20 protein-coding genes and 1 riboswitch are annotated in these 25,904 nt (G+C 57.8%); of the genes, 15 read left to right on the top strand and 5 right to left on the bottom strand.

From position 1 onward, the window contains the following. Positions 1-43: 43 nt before the first annotated feature. The gene (locus AC0TN7_RS11510) at positions 44-1,222 is read right to left on the bottom strand and encodes a sugar efflux transporter (protein ID WP_024907446.1); all 1,179 of its coding nucleotides are present in this window, start codon (positions 1,220-1,222) and stop codon (positions 44-46) included. A 120-nt stretch (positions 1,223-1,342) separates the two neighbouring features. After that, complete coding sequence (gene sgrT, locus AC0TN7_RS11505; RefSeq protein WP_032644049.1) at positions 1,343-1,495, bottom strand: glucose uptake inhibitor SgrT; 153 nt, start codon at positions 1,493-1,495, stop codon at positions 1,343-1,345. Between the two features lie 88 nt (positions 1,496-1,583). Between sgrT and sgrR the strand changes: the two genes are divergently transcribed. The 4 genes from sgrR (at position 1,584) to thiQ (ending at position 6,662) form a co-directional block, all read left to right on the top strand. Continuing rightward, positions 1,584-3,239: an HTH-type transcriptional regulator SgrR gene (gene sgrR / locus AC0TN7_RS11500; RefSeq protein WP_473702162.1), complete on the top strand. Its 1,656-nt coding sequence runs from the start codon at positions 1,584-1,586 to the stop codon at positions 3,237-3,239. Positions 3,240-3,275: 36 nt separating this feature from the next. Continuing rightward, a riboswitch (TPP riboswitch) is annotated at positions 3,276-3,376 on the top strand. A 31-nt stretch (positions 3,377-3,407) separates the two neighbouring features. Then, entirely contained in the window at positions 3,408-4,391 is a 984-nt protein-coding gene (thiB, locus tag AC0TN7_RS11495; protein ID WP_463726570.1) for a thiamine ABC transporter substrate binding subunit, read from the top strand. Then, positions 4,367-5,977, top strand: coding sequence for a thiamine/thiamine pyrophosphate ABC transporter permease ThiP (gene thiP, locus AC0TN7_RS11490; protein ID WP_463726569.1), 1,611 nt, complete (start codon positions 4,367-4,369; stop codon positions 5,975-5,977). The genes thiB and thiP overlap by 25 nt, the downstream gene beginning before the upstream one ends. Further along, complete coding sequence (gene thiQ / locus AC0TN7_RS11485) at positions 5,961-6,662, top strand: thiamine ABC transporter ATP-binding protein ThiQ (protein ID WP_463726568.1); 702 nt, start codon at positions 5,961-5,963, stop codon at positions 6,660-6,662. Before thiP ends, thiQ begins: the two co-directional genes overlap by 17 nt. 32 nt (positions 6,663-6,694) lie before the next feature. On the opposite strand, the gene AC0TN7_RS11480 is transcribed toward thiQ, so the two are convergent. Both AC0TN7_RS11480 and araC read right to left on the bottom strand, forming a co-directional pair. After that, a complete protein-coding gene (locus AC0TN7_RS11480) occupies positions 6,695-7,462 on the bottom strand; it encodes a DedA family protein (protein WP_463726567.1) in 768 nt (255 codons plus the stop codon). A 128-nt stretch (positions 7,463-7,590) separates the two neighbouring features. Further along, positions 7,591-8,436, bottom strand: coding sequence for an arabinose operon transcriptional regulator AraC (gene araC / locus AC0TN7_RS11475; protein WP_023310373.1), 846 nt, complete (start codon positions 8,434-8,436; stop codon positions 7,591-7,593). 337 nt (positions 8,437-8,773) lie between these two features. On the opposite strand from araC, the gene araB reads away from it, so the two are divergent. The 6 genes from araB to rluA all read left to right on the top strand — a co-directional run bounded on the left by araB (position 8,774) and on the right by rluA (position 18,916). After that, on the top strand, positions 8,774-10,483 hold the full coding sequence (gene araB, locus AC0TN7_RS11470) for a ribulokinase (protein ID WP_463726566.1): 1,710 nt from the start codon (positions 8,774-8,776) through the stop codon (positions 10,481-10,483). Between the two features lie 10 nt (positions 10,484-10,493). Further along, entirely contained in the window at positions 10,494-11,996 is a 1,503-nt protein-coding gene (gene araA, locus AC0TN7_RS11465; RefSeq protein ID WP_032649842.1) for an L-arabinose isomerase, read from the top strand. Between the two features lie 86 nt (positions 11,997-12,082). Beyond that, the gene (gene araD, locus AC0TN7_RS11460) at positions 12,083-12,778 is read left to right on the top strand and encodes an L-ribulose-5-phosphate 4-epimerase (protein WP_024907438.1); all 696 of its coding nucleotides are present in this window, start codon (positions 12,083-12,085) and stop codon (positions 12,776-12,778) included. A 74-nt stretch (positions 12,779-12,852) separates the two neighbouring features. Beyond that, positions 12,853-15,210 carry a DNA polymerase II gene (gene polB / locus AC0TN7_RS11455; RefSeq protein WP_463726565.1) on the top strand — a complete coding sequence of 786 codons (2,358 nt, stop codon included), beginning with the start codon at positions 12,853-12,855 and terminating at the stop codon, positions 15,208-15,210. Positions 15,211-15,337: 127 nt separating this feature from the next. Next, on the top strand, positions 15,338-18,244 hold the full coding sequence (gene rapA, locus AC0TN7_RS11450) for an RNA polymerase-associated protein RapA (protein WP_061715982.1): 2,907 nt from the start codon (positions 15,338-15,340) through the stop codon (positions 18,242-18,244). Positions 18,245-18,256: 12 nt separating this feature from the next. After that, the gene (rluA, locus tag AC0TN7_RS11445; RefSeq protein ID WP_463726564.1) at positions 18,257-18,916 is read left to right on the top strand and encodes a bifunctional tRNA pseudouridine(32) synthase/23S rRNA pseudouridine(746) synthase RluA; all 660 of its coding nucleotides are present in this window, start codon (positions 18,257-18,259) and stop codon (positions 18,914-18,916) included. Positions 18,917-18,945: 29 nt separating this feature from the next. Here the strand turns inward: rluA and djlA are convergent, their stop codons facing one another. Further along, positions 18,946-19,761 (bottom strand): co-chaperone DjlA, encoded by an 816-nt coding sequence (djlA, locus tag AC0TN7_RS11440; protein WP_008502016.1) that lies wholly within the window; start codon positions 19,759-19,761, stop codon positions 18,946-18,948. A gap of 239 nt (positions 19,762-20,000) precedes the next feature. Between djlA and lptD the strand changes: the two genes are divergently transcribed. From lptD to apaG, 5 genes are read left to right on the top strand one after another with little or no spacing between them, the layout of a single operon-like run. Further along, positions 20,001-22,376: an LPS assembly protein LptD gene (gene lptD, locus AC0TN7_RS11435; protein WP_463726563.1), complete on the top strand. Its 2,376-nt coding sequence runs from the start codon at positions 20,001-20,003 to the stop codon at positions 22,374-22,376. A gap of 53 nt (positions 22,377-22,429) precedes the next feature. Beyond that, a complete protein-coding gene (surA, locus tag AC0TN7_RS11430) occupies positions 22,430-23,716 on the top strand; it encodes a peptidylprolyl isomerase SurA (protein ID WP_267215259.1) in 1,287 nt (428 codons plus the stop codon). Then, positions 23,716-24,702, top strand: coding sequence for a 4-hydroxythreonine-4-phosphate dehydrogenase PdxA (pdxA, locus tag AC0TN7_RS11425; protein WP_024907432.1), 987 nt, complete (start codon positions 23,716-23,718; stop codon positions 24,700-24,702). The genes surA and pdxA overlap by 1 nt, the downstream gene beginning before the upstream one ends. Beyond that, positions 24,699-25,520 carry a 16S rRNA (adenine(1518)-N(6)/adenine(1519)-N(6))-dimethyltransferase RsmA gene (gene rsmA, locus AC0TN7_RS11420; RefSeq protein ID WP_023310362.1) on the top strand — a complete coding sequence of 274 codons (822 nt, stop codon included), beginning with the start codon at positions 24,699-24,701 and terminating at the stop codon, positions 25,518-25,520. Before pdxA ends, rsmA begins: the two co-directional genes overlap by 4 nt. 3 nt (positions 25,521-25,523) lie before the next feature. After that, positions 25,524-25,901: a Co2+/Mg2+ efflux protein ApaG gene (apaG, locus tag AC0TN7_RS11415; RefSeq protein WP_024907431.1), complete on the top strand. Its 378-nt coding sequence runs from the start codon at positions 25,524-25,526 to the stop codon at positions 25,899-25,901. The last annotated feature ends 3 nt before the right edge of the window (positions 25,902-25,904 follow it).

Raw genomic sequence — 25,904 nt, 5'->3', positions numbered from 1 at the left:
TTCGCAGAGCCCGGCGTTCCCGGGCTCCGTTTCATTCATCCGATCACACGTCTTTTACGCGGCAGGTCAGCAGAAGCGTCACGACAGAAAGCGCCGCAATCATCCAGTAGACAGACGCATGCCCATAGCTTTGCGCCAGCGCCCCCTGAATCACGCCTGCCAGAATCACCCCGGTTGAAATACTGTTGGTAAAAAGCGTGGTCGCCGAGCCGGCACGACCGGGCATGAGATCCTGAAACCAGAGCATGCCGATCCCGGCAACAATCCCGATAAACACGGCGTTAAACAGCTGCAGCGCCAGCAACGCTTCACGCGAATGGAAAAGGATCAGCCCCGCGTAGAACAGCACCCCGGCCGCCACGGCAACGATCATCATCCGACGCTTTCCAAAGCGCTTAACGTAGTAACCCGCCAGAATCATCGCCGGGATCTCCAGCCCGGCCGCGGTTCCCATTAGGATCCCGGCGAGTTTGTCCGGTAAACCCAGATCGCTGCTGATCCACAGCGGCATATCGATAATGTACATCGTGTTGCAGGTCCACATCAGCGTGGAGGCAATAAACAGCATGCGGACGTTTTTGTCCTGCCAGCCGCTCACCTCGGTGACAGGTTTATCCGTTGCCTGTTCGACGCGCGCCACGGACGGCAGCGCGAAGGCAATCAATGCCAGGCTGATGACAAAAATCCCGGCGGCGATGGAGAACATGGTGGTAAAGCCGTAGTTCAACGCCAGCATGAAGGCCAGCGGCGGGCCAATGACCCACGCCAGCGAGAGCTGGGCACGCATCACCGAGCTGAACATCACCACTTCCCGCGCCGAGTTATCCGCATATTCACGGGCCAGCGCGAACAGCTGCGGCATGGCGGTGTTCGCCAGTGACGCCAGCAGCACGCCGCAGGTAATGAGCGTCAGATAATGACGGTTAAAGGCGAAGAGCAGCGCGTTGCCCACCGCCATGGTGCAGCAAAAGAGGATCAGCCTGCGGCGATCGCCCTGGCTGTCCGATCGTTTCGCCAGCGCGAGGCTGACCAGGATCCCGGCAATGGCGTTAACGGTATAAAACAGGCCGACCCAAAACGGCTGTGCCCCCACCTCGCGGCTGAGAAACAGGCTCAGCGTCGGCGCCTGCAGCGCCCCCGCCACGCCCATCATAAAGGCCACCAGCATAAAAGCGGCATACACGCCGTTCAGGCGTCGCCCCATCGTCATCAACCACAGCATGCGCAAGTCCTTGTGAAAGCGAATCAAAATCGGGTGAAAGAATAAACGAAAAAAGCCAGCAAAAACATTTTGCTGGCGGGTGATAAGCACCAATACTCAGTCACACATGATCGAGGCGAGTTAGCGGGAAGAGGTCGGTGTTGTAACGTCCCACTGCATCAATTCTTCTAACGTTTTCAGCCGTTGCTCTGCACACTGGCGGGCCAGCCAGGACGATCCTTTTGTCGCTGAAAAGTACTGCTGATAAAACTGACGTGCGGTAGACCTCTTCATAATTTACCTCCTCACTTCATCGAGGAGAATTATTGGCCTAATATAGGGATAAATAAATTGCTGGTTTTTTGTCAGGAGTTCCTCTTTTATGCCTTCCGGTCGTCTGCAACAACAGTTTATCCGCCTCTGGCAGTGCTGCGAGGGGCAATCGCAGGAGACCACGCTCAACGAGCTGGCTGACCTGCTTAGCTATTCCCGCCGTCATATGCGCACGCTGCTCAACACCATGCAGCAACAGGGTTGGTTAAGCTGGGAAGCTGAGGCGGGACGCGGCAAACGTTCGCGGTTGACCTTTCTCTATACCGGGCTGGCGCTACAGCAGCAGCGCGCGGAAGACCTGCTCGAGCAGGACCGCATCGATCAGCTGGTCCAGCTGGTGGGCGACAAAGCCGCCGTGCGCCAGATGCTGGTTTCCCATCTCGGACGCAGTTTTCGTCAGGGGCGGCACATCCTGCGGGTGCTCTACTATCGTCCAATGAAAAATCTGCTGCCCGGCACGGCGTTACGCCGCTCAGAAACCCATATGGCCCGGCAAATCTTCAGCGGTCTGACGCGGATAAATGAGGAAAACGGGGAACTGGAAGCGGATATCGCGCACCACTGGCAGCAACTTTCTCCTCTTCATTGGCGCTTTTTTTTACGCCCCGGCATTCACTTTCACCATGGTCGCGAGCTGGAGATGCACGACGTCATCGCCTCTCTGGAACGCGTCCGAAGGCTGCCGCTCTACTCGCATATTTCGCGTATCCACTCCCCCACGGCCTGGACGCTGGATATCGAGCTGTCGCAGCAGGATAAGTGGCTTCCCTGGCTGCTGGGCTACGTGCCGTCGATGATTTTGCCCGGCGAGTGGGAATCGATGAACAATTTTGCCAGCCTGCCGATTGGCACCGGGCCCTACTCCGTGTCCCGCAATAACAGCAACCAGCTGAAAATCCGCGCGTTCGATGACTACTTTGGCTATCGGGCGCTGATCGACGAAGTCAACGTGTGGGTATTGCCGGATCTCAATGAAGACCTGAGCTGCGGGCTGACGCTTGAAGGCCCCACCACGGGAGAAAAAGCCGTGGAGAGTCGCCTGGAGGAGGGATGCTACTATCTCCTCTTTGACCGCCGCACCCACCGCGGGGCAAACCAGGCCGTCCGCAAGTGGATCAGCCACGTGTTGTCCCCTGCCAATCTGATCTACCATGCGGAAGCGCAGTACCAGACATACTGGTTCCCGGCCTACGGCCTGCTTCCGCGCTGGCACCACGCCCGCCCGTCGCACTGCGACAAGCCCGCAGGGCTGGAGTCCATCACCTTGACCTACTACCGCGAGCACGTGGAGCATCGTTTTATCGCGAGGATCATGACCCGACTACTGGCAGCCGAAGGAGTAACGCTGGAGGTCAGGGAAGTTGACTATGACGAATGGCACCAGGGGGATATCACCAGTGATATCTGGCTTAACAGCGCCAACTTCACCCTGCCGCTCGATTTCTCGCTCTTCTCGCACCTGTATGAAGTCCCGCTGATCCAGCACTGCATCGACCGTGACTGGCAGCAGGATGCCGCCCAGTGGCGCGCGGGCGAGATGAATCTTGCCGTGTGGTGCCAGCAGCTACTGGCCGAACAGACCATCGTCCCGTTAATCCACCACTGGCTGATGATCCAGGGTCAGCGCAGTATGCGCGGCCTGCGGATGAATACCCTGGGCTGGTTTGATTTTAAATCCGCCTGGTTTGCGCCCCCGGAGCCATAACGCTTTCGTAATATTCACCAAATCATTACAATAGCGCCGTTCTCAACGGGGTGCTGCATCACAGATGTGCGCTGAGATAATACCCGTCGAACCTGATCCGGATAACGCCGGCGAAGGGATTTGAGGCTGTCGCTCAAAATCCTTTGCCACTCAACTTTGAGGTGCAAAGTGTTAAAAAAAGTTCTCCCCCTGCTGGCGCTGTTTGCGCTGCCTGCTTTTGCGAAGCCCGTCCTGACGGTCTACACCTATGACTCCTTCTCTGCCGACTGGGGCCCTGGCCCGGTAGTCAAAAAAGCCTTTGAAGCCGACTGCAACTGCGAGCTGAAGTTCGTCGCACTGGAAGATGGCGTGTCGCTGCTCAACCGCCTGCGTATGGAAGGGAAAAACAGCAAGGCTGACGTGGTGCTCGGGCTGGATAACAACCTGCTGGACGCCGCCTCGCAGACCAAACTGTTTGCCAAAAGCGGCGTCGCGGCAGATGCCGTTAATGTGCCTGGCGGCTGGAAGAACGACACCTTTGTGCCGTTCGATTACGGCTACTTTGCTTTTGTTTATGACAAAAATAAGCTGAAAAACCCGCCGAAGAGTCTGAAAGAGCTGGTGGAAAGTGACCAGAAGTGGCGCGTGATTTATGAAGATCCGCGTACCAGCACGCCGGGGCTGGGCCTGCTGCTGTGGATGCAAAAGGTTTACGGGGATAAGGCGCCGGAAGCGTGGCAGAAGCTGGCCGCCAAAACCGTCACCGTGACCAAGGGCTGGAGCGAAGCCTATGGTCTGTTCCTGAAAGGCGAAAGCGACCTGGTGCTGAGCTACACCACCTCTCCGGCCTACCACATTATCGCCGAGAAGAAAGACAACTACGCTGCGGCGAATTTCACTGAAGGGCACTATCTGCAGGTGGAAGTGGCCGCGCGTACCGCCGCCAGCAAACAGCCGGAGCTGGCCGAGAAGTTCCTGAAGTTCATGGTTTCACCGGCGTTCCAGAATGCGATTCCCGCAGGCAACTGGATGTATCCGGTCACTAACGTTGCGCTTCCAGCAGGTTTTGAGCAGCTGACCAAACCAACAACCTCGCTGGAGTTTACGCCGCAGCAGGTCGCCGCGCAGCGTGCAGCATGGGTAAGTGAATGGCAACGCGCCGTCAGCCGCTAATTCCCGGCTGGCTACTGCCCGGGCTGCTCGCCGCCATAGTGATGGTGGTGGTCAGCCTGGGGGCTTTTCTTGCACTGTGGTTCAACGCGCCAGAGAGCGATCTGCTCGCCCTCTGGCACGACAGCTACCTCTGGCACGTTATCCGGTTCTCCTTCTGGCAGGCGTCGCTTTCTGCCCTGCTGTCGGTGATCCCGGCCATTTTTCTGGCGCGCGCCCTGTATCGGCGGCGTTTCCCCGGCAGGCAGGCCCTGCTGCGCCTGTGCGCCATGACGCTGATCCTGCCCGTGCTGGTGGCGGTATTCGGCATTTTGAGCGTTTACGGTCGCCAGGGCTGGCTGGCATCGCTGTTCGGCCAGCTTGGTCTGGAATGGTCATTCTCGCCTTACGGGCTGCAGGGCATCCTGCTGGCACACGTCTTTTTCAATATGCCGATGGCAACGCGCCTCTTCTTGCAGGCGCTGGAGAACATTCCCGGCGAACAGCGTCAGGTTGCCGCCCAGCTCGGCATGCGCGGCGTGTCGTTCTTCCGCTTTGTCGAATGGCCGTGGCTGCGCCGCCAGCTCCCGCCCGTGGCGGCATTAATCTTCATGCTCTGCTTTGCCAGCTTTGCCACCGTGCTGTCGCTCGGCGGCGGGCCGCAGGCCACCACCATTGAGCTGGCGATTTACCAGGCGCTGAGTTACGACTACGATCCCGGTCGCGCCGCGCTGCTGGCGATAGTCCAGATGGCATGCTGCCTTGCACTGGTGCTGTTGAGCCAGCGGCTGAGTAAAGCCATTCCCGCTGGCAGTCATCAAATAACCGGCTGGCGCGATCCGCAGGACAGCCTGCACAGCCGCGTCAGCGATTTTGTCCTGATCGGGCTGGCGCTCCTGCTGCTGTTGCCGCCGCTGCTGGCCGTTATCGTTGACGGACTGAACCTCAATCTCCTGTCTGTCCTGCAACAGCCCGTCCTCTGGCAGGCCACCTGGACCTCGCTGCGTATCGCGCTGGCTGCCGGATTACTGTGCGTCATCCTGACCATGATGCTGCTGTGGAGCAGCCGTGAGCTTTACGCCCGCCAGGCGCAAAAAGCCGGACAAATGCTGGAGCTGACGGGCATGCTGATTCTGGCGATGCCGGGGATCGTGCTGGCGACAGGCTTCTTTTTGCTGTTCAACAGCACCATCGGCCTGCCGGAAAGCGCCGACGGCATCGTGATCTTTACCAACGCCTTAATGGCCATCCCTTATGCGCTCAAGGTGCTGGAAAACCCGATGCGCGACGTCAACAGCCGCTACGGTTTGCTGTGCCAGTCGCTGGGCATGCAGGGCTGGCAGCGGCTGAAGGTGGTCGAACTGCGCGCGCTAAAACGTCCGCTGGCACAGGCGCTGGCGTTTGCCTGCGTGCTCTCTATTGGAGAATTTGGGGTCGTGGCGCTGTTCGGCAATGACGATTTCCGCACGCTGCCGTACTGGCTCTATCAGCAAATCGGCTCTTACCGCAGTCAGGACGGCGCGGTCACCGCGCTGTTACTGCTGCTGCTGTGCTTTGCCTTATTTACCGTTATCGAGAAACTTCCGGGGCGTGATGTTAAAACTGACTGATGTAACCTGGCTTTATCAGCATCTGCCGATGCGCTTCACGCTCTCCGTGCGCCAGGGAGAGATGATCGCCGTGCTTGGCCCAAGCGGCGCAGGAAAAAGCACGCTGCTTAATCTGGTTGCGGGTTTTCTGCAGCCGGCAAGTGGCGCGATCGTCATAGATAACCGGGATCATACCCACACGCCGCCCGCAAAACGTCCTGTCTCAATGCTGTTTCAGGAAAACAACCTGTTTACCCACCTGACGGTGCGGCAAAACATCGCGCTGGGAATGCACCCGGGACTCAGGCTGAACGATGACCAGCGCCATAAGCTGGAGATCATTGCCGCACAGATGGGGATCACCGGGTTTATCGACAGGCTGCCGGGCGAGCTCTCCGGCGGCCAGCGTCAGCGCGTGGCGCTGGCACGTTGTCTGGTGCGCGAACAGCCGATACTGCTGCTGGATGAGCCGTTCTCGGCGCTCGATCCCGCGCTGCGTCAGGAGATGCTGGCCCTGGTGCAGGAGGTCTGTCAGCGCCAGCAGCTGACGATGCTGATGGTTTCGCACAGTATTGAGGATGCCGCACGGATTGCGCCGCGATCGGTGGTCGTTGCTGAAGGGCGAATTGCGTGGGATGGGAAGACGGAAGAGCTGCTCAGTGGTCAAGCGGGGGCGTCTTCACTGTTGGGCATTCGCGCGGTCTGATGCCCTCTCCCACGGGGAGAGGGAAATAGTCCTTAGCGACTGACCACTTTCAATAAAATCTCACCGTACACCGGCATCAGCGGGTGACGAATCAGCGCCACCAGAGCCACCGCCGCCACGCCCAGCGTCAGCGGGGCCAGCCAGAGCAGGCGAGTACGCGGGAGGTAGCGCGTCAGGCGATCGATATTCGCTTTCCCGCTGCGCCACAGCCGCCAGCAGAACCATGCCGCCAGCCACAGTAGCACAGCCGTGCCCAGCAGCAGCCACTTAAACTCACCGCTTTGCATACCGTCAGGAATATCAATGGCAGCACCTGCGAGGATCCCCGGCAGGAAGTAGAACGGCGGCCAGAAGACGCAGCCGATAATGTTCGGCACCACGAATTTCGCGACGGGCAGATCCAGCATCCCCGCCACCATCGGCACCAGCGGACGCGTTGGCCCAACGAAGCGGCCGACGAGGATGGTAAACATACTGTGCTGGTGCAGCGCATGCTCGGTCTTATCCAGCAAGGCTTTGTTCTTTTTCATAAACGACCAGCGGTGCAGCGGCTTCTTAAAGCGCCAGCCCAGCCAGAAGGAGATCCAGTCACCCAGCAGGCAGCCGATAATCCCGGCCAGCCACGCCTGCCAGAAATTGACCTCGCCGCTGCCGATCAGCGCGCCAAGCCCCGCCATCATCACGGTGCCGGGCAGGATCAGCCCAACCAGCGCCAGCGACTCCAGAAACGCCACCAGCGCCACGGCGATGAGTGAGTACATAACGGACTGGGTAATAAAATGTTCCAGCAATGCCTGCATAACTATTCCGGTCAGAAAACGAATCAGCGATTCTGCTTAGCGCCCCGCACCGCGTCAAGGCAACAATTGTCTGAATAGTTTACAGGTTGCTTCCCGCATTCACCTGTTTGTTTATCTTTTTTTACCGTTTATTCACATCCCGCGCGGAATTCACTCGGGCTGGCACCGGTACATTTTTTAAATACCCGGGAGAAATAGAGCTGATCCTCAAAGCCCACGTTGCGCCCTACGGTGGCGATGGGCATCCGGGTGGTGCTGAGCAGCAGCTTCGCCTGGCTGATCCGCTGGTCCTCGCGCCAGCTCAACACGCTGACGCCCAGCTGCTGGCGAAACAGATGTGACAGACGCGACGGCGAAAGGCAGACGTGCTGGGCAACGCTGGCGATATCAAACTGGCTATCGGCCAGGTGGTCGCTGATGTACTGGCAGGCGTCGCGCACGCGGTTATCCAGCGGCGGGTTAAGCGACTCGTTAATTGCCTCCATCCGTCGCAGCAGCAGCTGTTCGAGCAGGTTAATCGCCAGCAGTTCAGCGTAACGACCACCGGCCTGTCCCGCCTCGATAATCTGCGCAAAAAGCTCGCGAAACTGCGCCAGATGCACCTCATCCGGGCGATAAAAACCGGTGTGCGCAAAAATAGCCGGCCAGGAAAGCCACTCCTGCCAGTAGGCGCGCGGACGGAAGTAGACCCACTGGTGATACCACTCTTTGGCATCCGGATGACGGCCATAGTGGTGGATCTCCCCCGGCGGGAACAGCAGGATATCGCCGGGGCGGCAGACAAACTGCTGGTCACCGTTCTTGATGATCCCTTCCCCTCGCACGGTCAGGTTGAGGATATATCCTTTCATCCCAAGCGGTCGGTCGACGTAAAAGTCGAGATATCCCTCAGCCTCGATAGGGGTCAGTCCCGCCACAAGGTGCGCGTTAAACGAGTATCCCGGCAGCAGGGGATCGTTTTGCGTTTCGGCCATAGATTCAGTTCTCCCAAGGGTCCTGAAGGAAACCAATTGTCCATATCATTAAAAGCAGCTTAAAAATGGCCCGCGAAAAGATCCAAAAAGCATCACGCCGCTTTTACGTCCGCCATGTTTCAGCCTTTCCCCCTGATTTCTCCGCCTGAGCAGGTAGATAAGCAGTAACAAAAGTGTCTATAAGTGCGGCAGAAATGTCCACATTGAATATTTGCACGGCGTCACACTTTCCGTTGTAACAGCAATTTAGTCCATAAGATTAGCGGATCCTGCCTGACGACTTTTGTCCCCAGTCTCTAATGTTCTTCCATACCTCTTTTTTCGATGGAGCAACACCATGGCAATTGCGATTGGCCTCGATTTTGGCAGCGACTCGGTTCGCGCGCTGGCAGTGGACTGTACGTCCGGCCAGGAGATAGCAACCAGCGTTGAGTGGTACCCGCGCTGGCAAGAGGGGCGCTACTGCGATGCGCCAAACAACCAGTTCCGCCACCACCCGCGTGACTACATTGAGTCGATGGAAGCGGCGATCAAAACCGTCCTGGCTGAACTGACTGACGCCCAGCGGGCTGAGATTGTCGGCATTGGCGTCGACAGCACCGGCTCCACGCCAGCCCCTGTGGATGTCGAAGGCCGCGTGCTGGCGCTGCGTCCTGAGTTTGCCGACAACCCGAACGCCATGTTCGTGCTGTGGAAAGACCATACCGCCGTGGAAGAGGCCGAAGCCATCACCCGCCTGTGCCATCAGCCGGGCAAAACGGACTACTCGCGCTACATCGGCGGGATTTACTCCAGCGAATGGTTCTGGGCCAAGATCCTCCACGTCACCCGTGCCGACGCCGCCGTCGCGCAGGCTGCGGCGTCATGGATTGAGCTGTGCGACTGGGTGCCTGCCCTGCTCTCCGGCACCACGCGTCCACAGGATATCCGCCGCGGTCGCTGTAGCGCCGGGCATAAATCCCTGTGGCATGAAAGCTGGGGCGGCCTGCCTCCGGCCGCGTTCTTCGATGAGCTCGACCCGATCATCAACAAGAGCCTGACATACCCGCTGTTTACCGACACCTTTACCGCCGATATTCCCGTTGGCACCCTCTGTGAGGAGTGGGCGACGCGTCTCGGTCTGCCGCAAAACGTGGCGATCTCCGGCGGCGCGTTTGACTGCCATATGGGCGCCGTGGGCGCGGGCGCGCAGCCAAACACGCTGGTCAAAGTCATCGGGACCTCCACCTGCGACATCCTGACGGCGGATAAAGCCACCGTCGGCGACCGCGCGGTGAAAGGCATCTGTGGCCAGGTTGACGGCAGCGTGGTGCCGGACTTCATCGGTCTGGAGGCCGGTCAGTCCGCGTTTGGCGATATCTACGCCTGGTTTGGTCGCGTGCTGGGCTGGCCGCTGGATCGACTGGCGGCGGCGCATCCTGAACTGAAAACCCAGATAGCCGAGAGCAAAAAGCAGCTTCTGCCGCAGCTTACCGAAGCCTGGGCCAAAAATCCGTCTCTCGATCACCTCCCGGTGGTGCTGGACTGGTTTAACGGCCGCCGCACGCCGTTTGCCAACCAGCGCCTGAAAGGGGTGATTACCGACCTCAACCTGGCGACCGACGCGCCCGCGCTGTTCGGTGGTCTGATTGCCGCAACGGCCTTCGGTGCCCGCGCCATTATGGAGTGCTTCACCGAGCAGGGCATCGACGTGAATAACGTGATGGCGCTGGGCGGCATCGCCCGTAAAAACCCGGTGATCATGCAGGCCTGCTGCGACGTGCTGAACCGTCCGCTGCAGATTGTGGCCTCCGATCAGTGCTGCGCGCTGGGCGCGGCGATTTTCGCCGCCGTCGCCGCGGGCGTCCATGCGGATATCCCCACCGCGCAGCAGCACATGGCGAGCGCCGTCGAAAACACCCTTCAGCCGCGAGCCCAGCAGGCACAACGCTTTGAACAGCTTTATCAGCGCTACCAGCAGTGGGCAAAAAGCGCCGAACTTCACTATCTCCCTGTCGCCGCCCCGGCCAAAAGCACCGCGGACACTACGGCAACCCTGACCCATTAAGGACACGATGATGACCATTTTTAATAACTATGAAGTGTGGTTTGTGATTGGCAGCCAGCATCTGTACGGACCGGAAGCGCTGCAGCAGGTAACGAAACACGCGGAGCACGTCGTTAACGCGCTGAACGCGGAAGCCAAACTGCCGTGCAAGCTGGTGCTGAAACCGCTGGGCACCACGCCGGATGAGATTACCCATATCTGCCGCGACGCGAACTACGACGATAAATGCGCCGGTCTGGTGGTGTGGCTGCACACCTTCTCACCGGCAAAAATGTGGATCAACGGCCTGTCTATCCTCAACAAACCGCTGCTGCAGTTCCATACCCAGTTCAACGCCTCCCTGCCGTGGGACAGCATCGACATGGACTTTATGAACCTGAACCAGACCGCACACGGCGGCCGCGAGTTCGGCTTCATCGGCGCGCGTATGCGTCAGCAGCACGCGGTGGTCACCGGCCACTGGCAGGATGGTAAGGCGCAACAGCGTATCGGATCCTGGATGCGCCAGGCGGTTTCGAAGCAGGATACCCGCCACCTGAAAGTGGTACGTTTCGGGGACAACATGCGTGAAGTGGCGGTCACCGACGGCGACAAAGTAGCCGCGCAGATCAAGTTCGGCTTCTCCGTGAATACCTGGGCCGTGGGCGACCTGGTGCAGGTGGTGAATGAAATCAGCGACGGCGACGTGAGCGCGCTGGTGGACGAGTACGAAAGCAGCTACCGCCTGACGCCTGCGGCACAAATCAACGGCGACAAGCGTCAGAACGTGCTGGACGCGGCGCGCATCGAGCTGGGCATGAAGCGCTTCCTGGAACAGGGCGGCTTCCACGCCTTTACCACCACCTTTGAAGATCTCCACGGCCTGAAACAGCTGCCGGGTCTGGCGGTACAACGTCTGATGCAGCAGGGCTACGGCTTTGCGGGCGAAGGCGACTGGAAAACTGCCGCTCTGCTTCGCATCATGAAGGTGATGTCGACCGGTCTGCAGGGCGGCACCTCCTTTATGGAGGACTACACCTACCACTTCGAAAACGGCAACGACCTGGTGCTCGGCTCGCACATGCTGGAAGTGTGTCCTTCCATCGCGGTAGAGGAAAAACCGATCCTCGACGTGCAGTACCTCGGCATCGGCGGTAAAGCCGATCCGGCGCGTCTGATCTTCAACACCCGCACGGGCCCGGCCATCAACGCCAGCCTGATCGATCTGGGCGATCGTTTCCGCCTGCTGGTGAACTGCGTCGATGCGGTTGAAACGCCACATTCTCTGCCGAAACTGCCGGTCGCCAACGCCCTGTGGAAAGCACAGCCTGACCTGCCAACCGCCTCAGAGGCCTGGATCCTGGCCGGTGGCGCGCACCACACGGTGTTCAGCCACGCGCTGGATCTGAACGACATGCGTCAGTTCGCCGAGCTGCACGACATCGAGCTTACCGTGATTGATAACGATACCCGCCTGCCCGCCTTCAAAGACGCGCTGCGCTGGAATGAAGTCTATTACGGTTCAAAACGCTAAGCCCTGAATGCCCGGTAGCACTGCGTTTACCGGGCCTACGGTTTCGTAGGCCGGATAAGCGAAGCGCCATCCGGCAGGAGACAACTATGTTAGACGATCTCAAACGTCAGGTGCTCGAAGCCAACCTGGCGCTGCCGAAACATAATCTGGTGACCCTGACCTGGGGCAACGTCAGCGCCGTTGATCGGGAAAAAGGCGTGTTCGTGATTAAGCCTTCCGGCGTGGATTACACGGTGATGACCGCAGACGATATGGTGGTTGTCAGCCTCGAGACCGGCGAAGTGGTGGAAGGCAACAAAAAACCGTCCTCCGATACGCCCACTCACCGCCTGCTCTATCGGTCATTCCCGACCATCGGCGGCATCGTGCATACCCATTCGCGCCATGCCACCATCTGGGCGCAGGCGGGCCAGTCCATCCCGGCGACCGGCACCACCCACGCGGACTACTTTTACGGCACGATTCCCTGCACGCGTTTGATGACCGATGCGGAAATCAACGGCGAGTACGAGTGGGAAACCGGTAACGTGATCGTTGAGACCTTCGAAAAACAGGGAATCGACGCGGCGCAAATGCCCGGCGTGCTGGTGCACTCCCACGGCCCGTTTGCCTGGGGGAAAAACGCGGAGGACGCGGTGCATAACGCCATCGTGCTCGAAGAGATCGCCTATATGGGGATCTTCTGTCGCCAGCTGGCACCGCAGCTGCCGGATATGCAGCAAACCCTGCTGGATAAGCATTACCTGCGCAAGCACGGTGCGAAGGCCTACTACGGGCAGTAAGCTGTATATAAACCCAGCATTAAAATCTTAACCAGGCTATAATCAGGCCTGGTTTTGTTTTCTGGGATAACGGCGTGGCGCAGGCGCAAGAAGGTTTTTTACTGACCCGACACTGGCGGGATACCCCTCAGGGCACCGAGGTCGCGTTCTGGCTGGCGACGGACAACGGCCCGCTGCAGGTGACGCTGCCCCCGCAGGAATCCGTGGCCTTTATTCCTGAAGTCCACGTCGAGAAGGTGAAACAGCTGCTGCGCGGCGAAAACGGCTGGCGCATTACCCCGCTTGAACTGAAGGATTTCCACCGTCAGCCGGTTTACGGCCTCTACTGTCGCGCCCATCGTCAGCTGATGCGCTATGAAAAACTGCTCCGCGAGGCGGGCGTGACGCTCTACGAAGCCGATATCCGCCCGCCGGAACGCTTCCTGATGGAGCGGTTTATTACCGCCCCCGTCTGGGTTGATGGCATCGAACAAAACGGCGGCGTCGTTAACGCGCGCCTGAAGCCGAACCCGCACTATCGCCCACCGCTGAAGTGGGCCTCCCTGGATATCGAAACCACCCGTCACGGCGAACTGTACTGCATTGGCCTGGAAGGCTGTGGCGATCGGGTTGTCTATATGCTTGGGCCGCCAAATGGTGATGCCTCCGCGCTGGATTTCAGGCTTGAGTACGTCAACAGCCGCCCGCAGCTGCTGGAGAAGCTTAACCAGTGGTTTGCCGACTACGATCCCGATGTTCTGATCGGCTGGAACGTGGTGCAGTTTGACCTGCGCGTGCTGCAAAAACACGCCGAGCGCTACCGCATCCCGCTGATGCTTGGGCGCGGCAACAGCGAGCTGGAATGGCGCGAACACGGTTTTAAGAACGGCGTTTTCTTCGCACAGGCGAACGGCCGCCTGATTATCGACGGCATCGAGGCGCTCAAATCCGCCTTCTGGAGCTTCTCTTCCTTCTCCCTTGAAGCAGTGGCGCAGGAGCTGCTTGGCGAAGGTAAATCCATCGATAACCCCTGGGACAGAATGGACGAAATCGACCGGCGCTTTAACGAAGACAAGCCCGCGCTCGCCACCTATAACCTGAAAGACTGCGAGCTGGTCACGCAGATATTCCACAAAACCGAGATTATGCCCTTCCTGCTGGAGCGCGCGACGGTGAACGGCCTCGCGGTCGACAGGCACGGAGGCTCGGTTGCCGCCTTTAGCCACCTCTATTTTCCCCGAATGCACCGGGCAGGATATGTCGCCCCTAACCTCGGGGACGTGCCGCCGCAGGCCAGCCCCGGCGGCTACGTCATGGATTCCCGGCCAGGATTGTATGACTCCGTTCTGGTCCTGGACTACAAAAGCCTGTACCCGTCGATCATCCGCACCTTCCTGATCGATCCCGTCGGGCTGGTTGAGGGCATGGCCCAGCCGGATGATGAGCACAGCACCGAAGGCTTCCTCGGCGCACGCTTCTCGCGGGAAAAACACTGTCTGCCTGACATCGTGGGAAACATCTGGAACGGCCGCGACGAGGCCAAGCGCCACGGTAACAAGCCGCTATCACAGGCGCTGAAAATCATCATGAACGCCTTTTACGGCGTGCTGGGCACCAGCGCCTGCCGCTTCTTCGACCCGCGGCTGGCGTCGTCGATCACCATGCGCGGGCACGAGATCATGCGCCAGACCAAAGCGCTGATTGAATCCCGGGGCTATGACGTCATCTACGGCGACACCGACTCCACCTTTGTATGGCTTAAGGGCGCGCATTCGGAAGACGACGCCGCGCAAATCGGTAAAGCGTTGGTCGCCTTCGTGAACGACTGGTGGCAGGAACATCTGCAGAAAGCGCGGTTAACCAGCGCGCTGGAGCTGGAATTTGAAACCCATTTCGCCCGCTTTTTAATGCCCACCATTCGCGGTACCGATCAGGGCAGCAAGAAGCGCTACGCCGGGCTGATTCAGGAAGGCGACGCGCAGCGGATGGTGTTTAAAGGGCTAGAGACCGTGCGTACCGACTGGACGCCTCTGGCGCAGCAGTTCCAGCAGACGCTCTATCTTCGGGTGTTCCGCAATGAGCCCTATCAGGACTACGTGCGCGAGACGATAGCCAGCCTGATGGCGGGCGAACTTGACGCGCAGCTGGTGTACCGCAAGCGCCTGCGCCGCCCGCTGGCGGAGTACCAGCGTAACGTTCCTCCGCACGTACGCGCCGCGCGTCTCGCGGATGAAGAAAACGTACGCCGCGGCCGCGCGCCGCAGTATCAAAACCGGGGGACCATCAAATACGTCTGGACCATTAGCGGCCCGGAACCCGTGGATTATCAGCGTTCTCCGCTGGATTACGAACACTATCTGACGCGTCAGCTTCAGCCGGTTGCCGACGGAATTTTGCCCTTCATCGACGATGATTTTGCTACACTAGTGACAGGGCAACTTGGCCTATTTTGACGCGTGACGAAATGGCTGCCATCCAGTACCATAGCGCCCTTTCCATTCCCGGACCCATTTTTCGATGACCGTCTTTTTTGACGGGGGTCGAACTATTGCCTGCAATTAAGATTAGAGCCGAACAACTATGCCTTTTACACTTGGTCAACGCTGGATCAGCGATACAGAAAGCGAACTTGGATTAGGAACCGTCGTAGCAATCGATACGCGTATGGTTACCCTCCTCTTCCCAGCCACCGGTGAAAACCGTCTGTACGCTCGCAATGACTCCCCTGTCACCCGCGTGATGTTTAATCCGGGTGACACCGTGACCAGCCATGACGGCTGGCAGCTCAAGATTGAAGACGTAAAAGAAGAGAATGGACTGCTCGCCTACATCGGGACTCGTCTGGACACCGACGAGGCCAATGTCATCCTGCGCGAAGTGCTGCTCGACAGCAAGCTGGTGTTCAGCAAGCCGCAGGACCGCCTGTTTGCCGGGCAAATCGACCGTATGGATCGCTTCTCCCTGCGCTATCGCGCGCGTAAGTTCCAGAGTGAACAGTACCGCATGCCGTGGAGCGGCCTGCGCGGCCAGCGCACCAGCCTGATCCCCCACCAGCTGAACATCGCCCATGACGTGGGCCGTCGTCACGCGCCGCGCGTGCTGCTGGCAGATGAAGTGGGTCTGGGTAAAACCATCGAAGCGGGCATGATCCTGCATCAACAGCTGCTTTCCGGGGCTGCCGAACGCGTGCTGATTGTGGTGCCAGAAACCCTGCAGCACCAGTGGCTGGTCGAGATGCTGCGCCGCTTTAACCTGCGCTTCTCGCTGTTCGATGACGAACGCTATGCCGAAGCGCAGCACGATGCGGACAACCCGTTTGAAACCGAACAGCTGGTGATTTGCTCCCTGGACTTCGTGCGCCGCAGCAAGCAGCGTCTTGAGCACCTGTGCGATGCTGAATGGGACCTGATGGTGGTCGACGAAGCGCACCACCTGGTCTGGAGCGAAGATGCGCCGAGCCGCGAATATATGGCTATCGAGCAGCTTGCCGAACGCGTGCCTGGCGTCCTGCTGCTGACCGCAACGCCGGAGCAGCTGGGTCTGGAAAGCCACTTCGCCCGTCTGCGCCTGCTCGATCCAAACCGTTTCCACGACTTTGCGCAGTTCGTGGAAGAACAGAATAACTACCGTCCGGTCGCGGATGCCGTCGCCATGCTGCTGGCGGGCAAGCGTCTCTCTAATGACGAACTCAACACCCTGAGCGATCTGATTGGCGAGCAGGATATCGAGCCGCTTTTGCAGGCCGCGAACAGCGAGAGCGACAACGCGGAATCCGCGCGTAAAGAGCTGATCGACATGCTGATGGACCGCCACGGCACCAGCCGCGTGCTGTTCCGAAATACCCGTAACGGCGTCAAAGGCTTCCCGAAACGCGAGCTGCACACCATCAAGCTGCCGCTGCCAACGCAGTATCAGACGGCGATTAAAGTCTCCGGCATTATGGGCGCGCGCAAAACGCAGGAAGAGCGCGCCCGCGACATGCTTTATCCGGAACAAATCTACCAGGAATTTGAAGGCGATACCGGCACCTGGTGGAACTTCGATCCGCGCGTGGAGTGGCTGATGGGCTACCTGACCGCGCACCGCTCCCAGAAAGTGCTGGTGATCTGCGCCAAAGCGGCCACCGCGCTGCAGCTGGAGCAGGTCCTGCGCGAGCGCGAAGGTATTCGTGCCGCCGTGTTCCACGAAGGCATGTCCATCGTCGAGCGCGACCGCGCCGCGGCGTGGTTCGGGGAAGAGGACAGCGGCGCGCAGGTTCTGCTGTGCTCGGAAATCGGCTCTGAAGGCCGTAACTTCCAGTTCGCCAGCAACCTGGTGATGTTCGATCTGCCGTTTAACCCGGATCTGCTGGAGCAGCGTATCGGCCGTCTGGACCGTATTGGTCAGGCGCATGATATTCAGATCCACGTGCCGTATCTGGAAAAAACCGCGCAGTCCGTGCTGGTACGCTGGTTCCACGAAGGTCTGGACGCGTTTGAACATACCTGCCCGACGGGCCGCACCATTTACGATCAGGTGCATGGCGATCTGATCGGCTACCTGGCCGCGCCGGAAAACACCGACGGCTTTGACGATCTGATTAAGTCCTGCCGCGAGAAGCACGACGCGCTGAAAGCGCAGCTGGAACAGGGTCGCGATCGCCTGCTGGAGATCCATTCCAACGGCGGTGAAAAAGCGCAGGCGCTTGCTGAGAGTATTGAAGAGCAAGATGATGACACCAGTCTGATCAGCTTCTCCATGAACCTGTTCGACATTGTCGGCATCAACCAGGACGACCGTGGCGAGAACCTGATTGTCCTGACCCCGTCCGATCACATGCTGGTTCCGGATTTCCCGGGCCTGCCGGAAGATGGCTGTACCATCACCTTCGAGCGTGACGTGGCGCTGTCCCGCGAAGATGCCCAGTTTATCACCTGGGAACACCCGCTGATCCGTAACGGTCTGGACCTGATCCTCTCCGGCGATACCGGCAGCAGCACCATCTCCCTGTTGAAAAACAAGGCGCTGCCTGTCGGCACCCTGCTGGTAGAGCTGATCTACGTTGTGGAAGCGCAGGCGCCGAAACAGCTGCAGCTCACCCGCTTCCTGCCGCCAACGCCGGTCCGCCTGCTGTTGGACAAAAACGGCACGAACCTGGCCGGACAGGTCGAGTTCGAAAGCTTCAACCGACAGCTGAGCGCGGTGAACCGCCATACCGGCAGCAAGCTGGTTAACGCGGTCCAGCAGGACGTGCACGCTATTCTGCAACTGGGCGAAACCCAGATTGAGAAAGCGGCCAGAGCGCTGATTGACGCTGCGCGTAGTGAAGCCGATGAGAAACTGTCTGCGGAGCTGTCGCGTCTGGAAGCGTTAAAAGCCGTCAACCCGAACATTCGTGACGACGAGCTGGCGGCGATTGAAAGTAACCGTCAGCAGGTGCTGGAAAGCCTGAATCAGGCGAGCTGGCGTCTGGATGCCCTGCGTCTTATCGTTGTGACGCATCAGTAAACGGAGCGCAAGATGGTGATGGAGCCTTACAATCCGCCGCAGGATCCCTGGCTGGTCATTCTGTATCAGGATGAACACATTATGGTGGTCAACAAGCCCAGCGGCCTGTTGTCCGTGCCGGGGCGTCTGGACGAGCACAAAGACAGCGTGATGACGCGCATTCAGCGCGATTATCCGCAGGCGGAGTCTGTCCATCGCCTGGACATGGCCACCAGCGGCGTGATTGTGGTGGCGTTAAATAAGGCGGCGGAACGCGAGTTAAAACGCCAGTTCCGCGAGCGCGAGCCGAAAAAGCAGTATGTCGCCCGCGTCTGGGGCCACCCCGCGCAGGCGGAAGGGCTGGTGGATTTACCGCTGATCTGCGACTGGCCGAACCGGCCAAAGCAGAAGGTGTGCAACGAAACCGGCAAGGCCGCGCAGACCGAGTATGAAGTGCTGGAGTATGCGCCGGATAATACCGCGCGCGTCCTGCTTAAACCGATTACCGGACGTTCACACCAGCTGCGCGTGCATATGCTCGCTCTGGGTCATCCGATTCTGGGCGACCGCTTCTACGCGCCGCCTGAAGCGCTGGCCTTAGCGCCACGTCTGCAGCTGCACGCGCAGACGCTCACCATCACCCATCCGGCCTTCGGTAACGCGATGACGTTTAAAGCCCCAGTGGACTTCTAAAAAAAAGCCCGACACCGTCGGGCTTTTTCTTATTTGAAACCTTTCTTCTCTTTAATGAGCTCGTACGCCTTCTGGATTTCCTGCGCTTTTTGCTTCGCCATCTCCATCATTTCTGGCGGCAGGCCTTTCGCGACCAGTTTGTCCGGATGATGCTCGCTCATGAGCTTACGGTAGGCACGTTTAATCGTGGTCTGATCGTCAGAGGGCTTTACGCCAAGCACGTTGCAGGCATCTTCCAGCGTCGGTCCACGCTGCGCCTGCTGCCAGGCACCGCCGGACGACTGCTGGTGATAGCCGCCGCCAAACTGCGCCCCGCCCTGCATCATGCGCAGGAACTGGTCGAACTGCATACGGGAGATGCCCAGCTCTTCCGCAATGACGTACAGCACATCACGTTCATTAGGGTGAAGTGAACCGTCGGCGAAGGCCGCCTGGATTTGAATTTCCAGAAACATCCGAATTAAATCAAAACGTCCAAAACAGATGCTGCGGAACTGACGCATTTTTTCGCGAAGCGGATAGTTATCCGATTTACCGATGCGAAACGCATTTTGCGCTTCCAGACGGGAATCGCCATGCAGGTTCATACGATCCATAAAAACGCTGGCAATCTGAATATCGGCTTCTGTGACACGCCCTTTGGATTTGGTTAAGTGCCCCATTACCTCAAAGGTGGTGGAGAAAAAGAGTGACTGACGCTCGCGCTGATTGGCAAACCAGGCCATTTTGCGGCTGCGCGCCTTATCAAACATATGGCCGATAATAAGCCCAAGCACAATCCCCCAGAACCCGGCACCCATGATGATGGCGAACGCAACGCCGATTATTTTACCCCAATACTGCATATACTCCCCGGATAGTCATATTCCTGGCCGACGCAACGTCATCATCACTGTGTTCAAGTCACGGTCAATTGAAGGACATCGCCTATAATTTGCTTTATCATACTCGTCATTCGATAGCGAGCCTAACACTCTGGCACGCAAACGGGCAGGATTAACGCTGGTACTGCGCAGATGAGTAAGATAGTCTCTGAGCGTTTGTAAGCCGTAGCCACTGATGACGGAACAATAAAATACAACGTATGAAAAAACGTATCCCCACCCTTCTGGCCACAATGATTGGCTCCGCCCTGTATAGTCAACAGGGGCTGGCGGCCGATCTCGCCTCGCAGTGTATGCTTGGCGTCCCAAGTTATAATCGCCCACTGGTGAGTGGCGATACAAATAGCTTGCCGGTAACCATTACTGCCGACAGTTCGAAAGGGACTTACCCTGACAATGCCACGTTTACGGGCAATGTGGATATTAACCAGGGTAATAGCCGCCTGCAGGCAGATGAAGTGCAATTGCACCAGAAGCAGCCGGAAGGTGCGGCCGAGCCGGTACGAACGGTGGATGCGCTGGGTAATGTGCACTATGACGACAATCAGGTCATCCTGAAAGGTCCGAAAGCCTGGTCAAACCTGAATACTAAAGATACTAACGTCTGGGAAGGTGATTACCAGATGGTGGGTCGCCAGGGGCGCGGTGACGCAGACCTGATGAAACAGCGCGGCGAAAACCGCTATACGATCCTGGAAAATGGTACATTCACGTCGTGTCTGCCGGGTTCAAATACCTGGAGCGTGGTCGGAAGCGAGGTTATCCATGACCGCGAAGAACAGGTCGCAGAGATCTGGAACGCCCGCTTCAAACTGGGTCCAGTGCCCATATTCTACAGCCCTTATCTGCAGCTTCCCGTGGGTGACAAACGTCGCTCCGGCTTCCTGATCCCAAATGCCAAATACAGCACCACGAACTACTTTGAGTTCTACCTGCCGTATTACTGGAACATCGCGCCAAACATGGATGCGACGATCACGCCGCACTATATCCACAAGCGCGGCAACATCATGTGGGAGAACGAGTTCCGCTATCTGACACACGCCGGTGCGGGTCTTATGGAGCTGGATTATCTGCCGTCGGATAACGTTTACAAGGACGACGCCAGAAACGTCTCGGGTGATAACCGTCACCGTTGGCTGTTCTACTGGCAGCATTCCGGGGTAATGGATCAGGTGTGGCGCTTTAATGTTGACTACACCAAAGTCAGCGATTCGGCTTATTTTAATGACTTCTCGTCCAAATACGGCTCGAGTACCGATGGCTATGCCACGCAGAAATTCAGCGTAGGCTATGCGGTGCAGAACTTTGATGCAACCGTCTCGACCAAGAAATTCCAGGTGTTTTCTGACCAGTCCACGCCTACCTATGGCGCTGAGCCACAGCTGGACGTCAACTGGTACCAGAATGATGTAGGTCCATTCGACACACGGGTTTACGCTCAGGCGGTGCATTTCGTGAACACGGATTCGAACATGCCTGAAGCCACGCGTGTTCACCTGGAACCGACGATCAATCTGCCATGGTCTAACGACTGGGCAAGCCTGAATACCGAAGCCAAGCTGATGGCAACTCACTATCAGCAAAAAAATATCGACAATTACAACGCAACTAACAGTGCGCATCTGGAAGAGTCGGTTAACCGAACGCTCCCTCAGTTTAAAATGGACGGCAAGCTGATCTTCGAGCGTGATATGGCCCTGCTGGCGGATGGGTATACCCAGACGCTTGAACCGCGTATGCAGTATTTGTACGTGCCATACCGCGATCAGAGCAACATTCAGAACTACGACTCCTCTTTACTGCAGTCTGACTACAGCGGTCTGTTCCGCGACCGTACTTACGGCGGTCTGGACCGCATCGCCTCAGCGAACCAGTTAACGACCGGCGTCACAACACGTGTTTATGATGATGCCGCCGTTGAACGTTTTAACGTTTCTGTTGGTCAAATCTACTATTTCACCGAGTCTCGCACGGGCGATGACAATATTCAGTGGGAGAAAGACAACAAAACGGGATCGATAGTGTGGGCGGGAGATACCTACTGGCGTATGACTGACCGTTGGGGCCTGCGTGGCGGTGTGCAGTATGACACGCGTCTCGACAATGTTGCTAACAGTAGTGCGGCCATAGAGTATCGTCGCGATGAAGATCGTATGATTCAGGTAAGCTATCGTTACGCTAGCCCAGAATATATTCAGGCAACGCTACCGAAAAGCAATGATCAGAACAGCATCAACTACTGGAAATCGCCACAATATTCGGATGGTATTTCTCAGGTCGGTGCAGCAGCAAGCTGGCCAATCGCCGATCGCTGGTCAGTCGTTGGCGCTTATTACTTTGACACCAACACTCATAAAGCAGCTGACCAGATGGTGGGTCTGCAATATAACTCCTGCTGCTACGCGCTGCGTGTCGGTTACGAACGTAAGCTTAACGGCTGGGAAAACAATCAGAGCAAATACGATAACGTGATTGGCTTTAACTTCGAGCTACGCGGCCTGAGTTCCAACTACGGTCTGGGTACGCAGAAAATGCTGCGCTCGAATATTCTGCCATACCGTACTTCCTTGTAATGTGCTTGATTTGCAACGTAATCCGCTTTGCGGTTAATTGAAATGGAAAAAGTATGAAGAACTGGAAAACGCTGCTGCTCGGTGTCGCTATGGTTGCGAATACCAGCTTCGCGGCCCCCCAGGTTGTTGATAAAGTCGCTGCTGTGGTTAACAACGGCGTCGTGCTTGAAAGTGACGTTGACGGTCTGATGAAATCGGTGAAGCTCAATTCGGGCGAAGCCGGTCAACAGCTTCCGGATGACGCCACGCTGCGCCACCAGATCCTGGAGCGTCTGATCATGGATCAGATCGTTCTGCAGATGGGGCAGAAAATGGGTGTGAAGGTCACTGACGAGCAGCTCGATCAGGCGATCGCTAACATCGCGAAGCAGAACAATATGTCTTTAGATCAGATGCGCAGCCGTCTGGCCTATGACGGCATCAGCTACGCCACCTACCGTAATCAGATCCGTAAAGAGATGCTGATTTCAGAAGTACGTAACAACGAAGTGCGTCGCCGCGTCACTATCCTGCCTCAGGAAGTGGACGCGCTGGCAAAACAGGTGGGTAACCAGAACGATGCGAGCACAGAGCTGAATCTGAGCCACATTTTGATTCCACTGCCAGAGAACCCAACGTCCGATCAGGCTGCGGAAGCAGAAAGCCAGGCGCGTTCTATTGTTGAACAGGCGCGTAACGGCGGCGACTTTGGCAAGCTGGCCATCACCTACTCCGCTGACCAACAGGCGCTGAAAGGCGGCCAGATGGGCTGGGGACGTATTCAGGAGCTGCCATCCATCTTTGCCCAGGCGCTGAGCACGGCGAAGAAAGGGGATATCGTCGGTCCTATCCGTTCAGGCGTGGGCTTCCACATTCTGAAGGTGAACGATCTGCGCGGCCAGAGCCAAAATATCTCCGTCACCGAAGTTCACGCTCGCCACATTCTGCTGAAACCGTCACCGGTCATGACTGACGATCAGGCGCGTGCGAAGCTGGAACAGATCGCAGCAGACATTAAGAGCGGTAAAACCTCGTTTGCGAAGGCCGCAAAAGAGTTCTCTCAGGATCCAGGCTCTGCTAACCAGGGCGGCGATCTGGGCTGGGCGGCTGCGGATATTTACGATCCTGCCTTCCGTGACGCGTTGATGAAGCTGAACAAAGGCCAGATGAGCACGCCGGTCCACTCTTCGTTTGGCTGGCATCTGATCGAGCTGATGGACACCCGTAACGTTGATAAAACGGATGCGGCACAGAAAGACAGAGCCTACCGTATGCTGTTTAACCGTAAGTTCTCTGAAGAAGCAGCCACCTGGATGCAGGAACAACGCGCCAGTGCTTACGTGAAAGTGCTGAGCAACTAATGAAACAGCATCGTGTTGTTATCACGCCCGGCGAACCCGCCGGGATTGGGCCTGACCTCGTTGTCCAGCTCGCCCAGCTCAGCTGGCCGGTAGAACTGGTTGTCTGCGCCGATGCAACACTGTTACAAGACCGGGCAACACTGCTCGGTCTGCCTTTAACGCTCATCCCTTACGTTGAAGGCCAACAGCCTGCACCACAGCAAGCCGGTACGCTTACCCTTCTCTCTGTTCCCCTTCGAACGCCGGTCATTCCGGGTCAGCTCAGCACGGAAAACGGCCACTATGTCGTTGAAACCCTTGCGCGCGCCTGCGACGGTTGCCTGAAGGGCGAATTTGCCGCTCTGATTACCGGCCCCGTTCACAAAGGCGTGATCAACGAAGCGGGCATACCGTTTACCGGGCATACGGAGTTCTTCGAAGAGCGCTCGCACAGTCCGAAAGTGGTGATGATGCTAGCGACCGAAGCGATGCGCGTTGCCCTGGTGACCACCCATCTGCCGATCAAAGCGATTCCGGATGCGATCACCCCCGATCTCCTGCGTGAGATCATCGGGATTTTGCATCACGATCTGCAGACAAAATTTGGGATCCCGCAGCCGCATGTGCTGGTTTGCGGCCTGAATCCGCACGCGGGCGAAGGCGGGCACATGGGCACCGAAGAGATCGATACCATCATTCCGGTACTCAACGAAATGCGGGCGAAGGGAATGAACCTCAGCGGTCCGCTGCCTGCTGATACCCTTTTCCAGCCGAAATACCTGGATAATGCCGACGCCGTGCTCGCGATGTACCACGATCAGGGCCTGCCCGTGCTAAAATACCAGGGCTTTGGCCGCGGGGTGAATATCACCCTCGGTTTACCTTTTATTCGAACGTCCGTTGACCACGGTACTGCGCTGGATCTGGCAGGCCAGGGGAAAGCGGATGTCGGCAGTTTTATTACGGCGCTTAATCTCGCCATCAAAATGATTGTTAATACTCAATGACTAATCGAGTCCATCAGGGCCACTTAGCCCGTAAACGTTTCGGGCAAAACTTCCTTAACGATCAGTTCGTGATCGAAAGCATTGTCTCGGCTATTAATCCACAAAAAGGCCAGGCGATGGTCGAAATCGGCCCGGGCCTTGCCGCACTGACCGAGCCGGTAGGCGAACGCCTCGACGAACTGACCGTCATCGAACTGGACCGCGATCTGGCCGCACGCCTGCAAACGCACCCGTTCCTCGGGCCGAAGCTGACCATCTATCAGCAGGATGCCATGACCATGAACTTTGGCGAACTGTCGGAAAAAATGGGCCAGCCGCTGCGCGTTTTCGGCAACCTGCCGTACAACATCTCCACGCCGCTCATGTTCCACCTCTTTAGCTATACTGATGCCATTGCCGACATGCACTTCATGTTGCAAAAAGAGGTTGTTAACCGTCTGGTTGCAGGCCCGAACAGTAAAGCGTATGGTCGTTTAAGCGTGATGGCACAATATTACTGCAACGTGATCCCGGTACTCGAAGTACCGCCGTCAGCGTTCACACCACCACCGAAAGTGGATTCAGCGGTTGTGCGCCTTGTGCCGCACAAGACGAAACCGTATCCGGTTAAAGATCTGCGCGTACTGAGCCGCATTACCACAGAAGCCTTTAACCAGCGCCGTAAAACGATCCGTAACAGCCTGAGCAATTCGTTTACCGTAGAGGTGTTAGCCGAGCTGGGGATCGACCCGGCAATGCGTGCGGAGAATATTTCCGTAGAGCAGTACTGCAAGCTGGCTAATTACATCAGCGATAATGCGCCGCCGAAGGAGAGTTAAGCCATGATTGATTCGCCCCGCGTATGTGTCCATGTACAAAGCGTCTATGTTGAATCACAGTCCTCTCCGGACGAAGATCGTTTTGTTTTCGCTTATACCGTGACCATTCGTAATCTGGGGCGGATGCCCGTGCAGCTGCGCGGGCGCTACTGGCTAATCACTAACGGCAATGGCCGTGAAATTGAAGTTCAGGGCGAAGGTGTGGTCGGTGAACAGCCCCACATCGCCCCTGGCGAAGAGTACCAGTACACCAGCGGCGCGGTAATTGAAACGCCGATGGGTACCATGCAAGGCCATTATGAAATGGTCGACGTCGATGGCAATGGATTCCGCGTTGCCATCCCTGTGTTCCGTCTCGCCGTTACTACACTCATTCATTAATCT

The sequence above is a fragment of the Enterobacter sp. PL_is511 genome (assembly GCF_055816065.1).
Note: the sequence above shows the minus strand (reverse complement) of the source record. Positions and strands in the feature narration are given on the sequence as shown.

Excerpts from the sequence above, each read along its gene's own strand:
- rsmA (WP_023310362.1), top strand. The coding sequence starts at position 24,699 with ATGACTAATCGAGTCCATCAGGGCCACTTAGCCCGTAAACGTTTCGGG.
- araD (WP_024907438.1), top strand. The coding sequence starts at position 12,083 with ATGTTAGACGATCTCAAACGTCAGGTGCTCGAAGCCAACCTGGCGCTG.
- thiQ (WP_463726568.1), top strand. The coding sequence starts at position 5,961 with ATGTTAAAACTGACTGATGTAACCTGGCTTTATCAGCATCTGCCGATG.
- djlA (WP_008502016.1), bottom strand. The coding sequence starts at position 19,761 with ATGCAGTATTGGGGTAAAATAATCGGCGTTGCGTTCGCCATCATCATG.
- araB (WP_463726566.1), top strand. The coding sequence starts at position 8,774 with ATGGCAATTGCGATTGGCCTCGATTTTGGCAGCGACTCGGTTCGCGCG.
- AC0TN7_RS11510 (WP_024907446.1), bottom strand. The coding sequence starts at position 1,222 with ATGCTGTGGTTGATGACGATGGGGCGACGCCTGAACGGCGTGTATGCC.
- rluA (WP_463726564.1), top strand. The coding sequence starts at position 18,257 with ATGGTGATGGAGCCTTACAATCCGCCGCAGGATCCCTGGCTGGTCATT.
- surA (WP_267215259.1), top strand. The coding sequence starts at position 22,430 with ATGAAGAACTGGAAAACGCTGCTGCTCGGTGTCGCTATGGTTGCGAAT.
- sgrR (WP_473702162.1), top strand. The coding sequence starts at position 1,584 with ATGCCTTCCGGTCGTCTGCAACAACAGTTTATCCGCCTCTGGCAGTGC.
- araC (WP_023310373.1), bottom strand. The coding sequence starts at position 8,436 with ATGGCCGAAACGCAAAACGATCCCCTGCTGCCGGGATACTCGTTTAAC.
- lptD (WP_463726563.1), top strand. The coding sequence starts at position 20,001 with ATGAAAAAACGTATCCCCACCCTTCTGGCCACAATGATTGGCTCCGCC.
- pdxA (WP_024907432.1), top strand. The coding sequence starts at position 23,716 with ATGAAACAGCATCGTGTTGTTATCACGCCCGGCGAACCCGCCGGGATT.
- sgrT (WP_032644049.1), bottom strand. The coding sequence starts at position 1,495 with ATGAAGAGGTCTACCGCACGTCAGTTTTATCAGCAGTACTTTTCAGCG.
- thiP (WP_463726569.1), top strand. The coding sequence starts at position 4,367 with ATGGCAACGCGCCGTCAGCCGCTAATTCCCGGCTGGCTACTGCCCGGG.
- AC0TN7_RS11480 (WP_463726567.1), bottom strand. The coding sequence starts at position 7,462 with ATGCAGGCATTGCTGGAACATTTTATTACCCAGTCCGTTATGTACTCA.
- rapA (WP_061715982.1), top strand. The coding sequence starts at position 15,338 with ATGCCTTTTACACTTGGTCAACGCTGGATCAGCGATACAGAAAGCGAA.
- apaG (WP_024907431.1), top strand. The coding sequence starts at position 25,524 with ATGATTGATTCGCCCCGCGTATGTGTCCATGTACAAAGCGTCTATGTT.
- araA (WP_032649842.1), top strand. The coding sequence starts at position 10,494 with ATGACCATTTTTAATAACTATGAAGTGTGGTTTGTGATTGGCAGCCAG.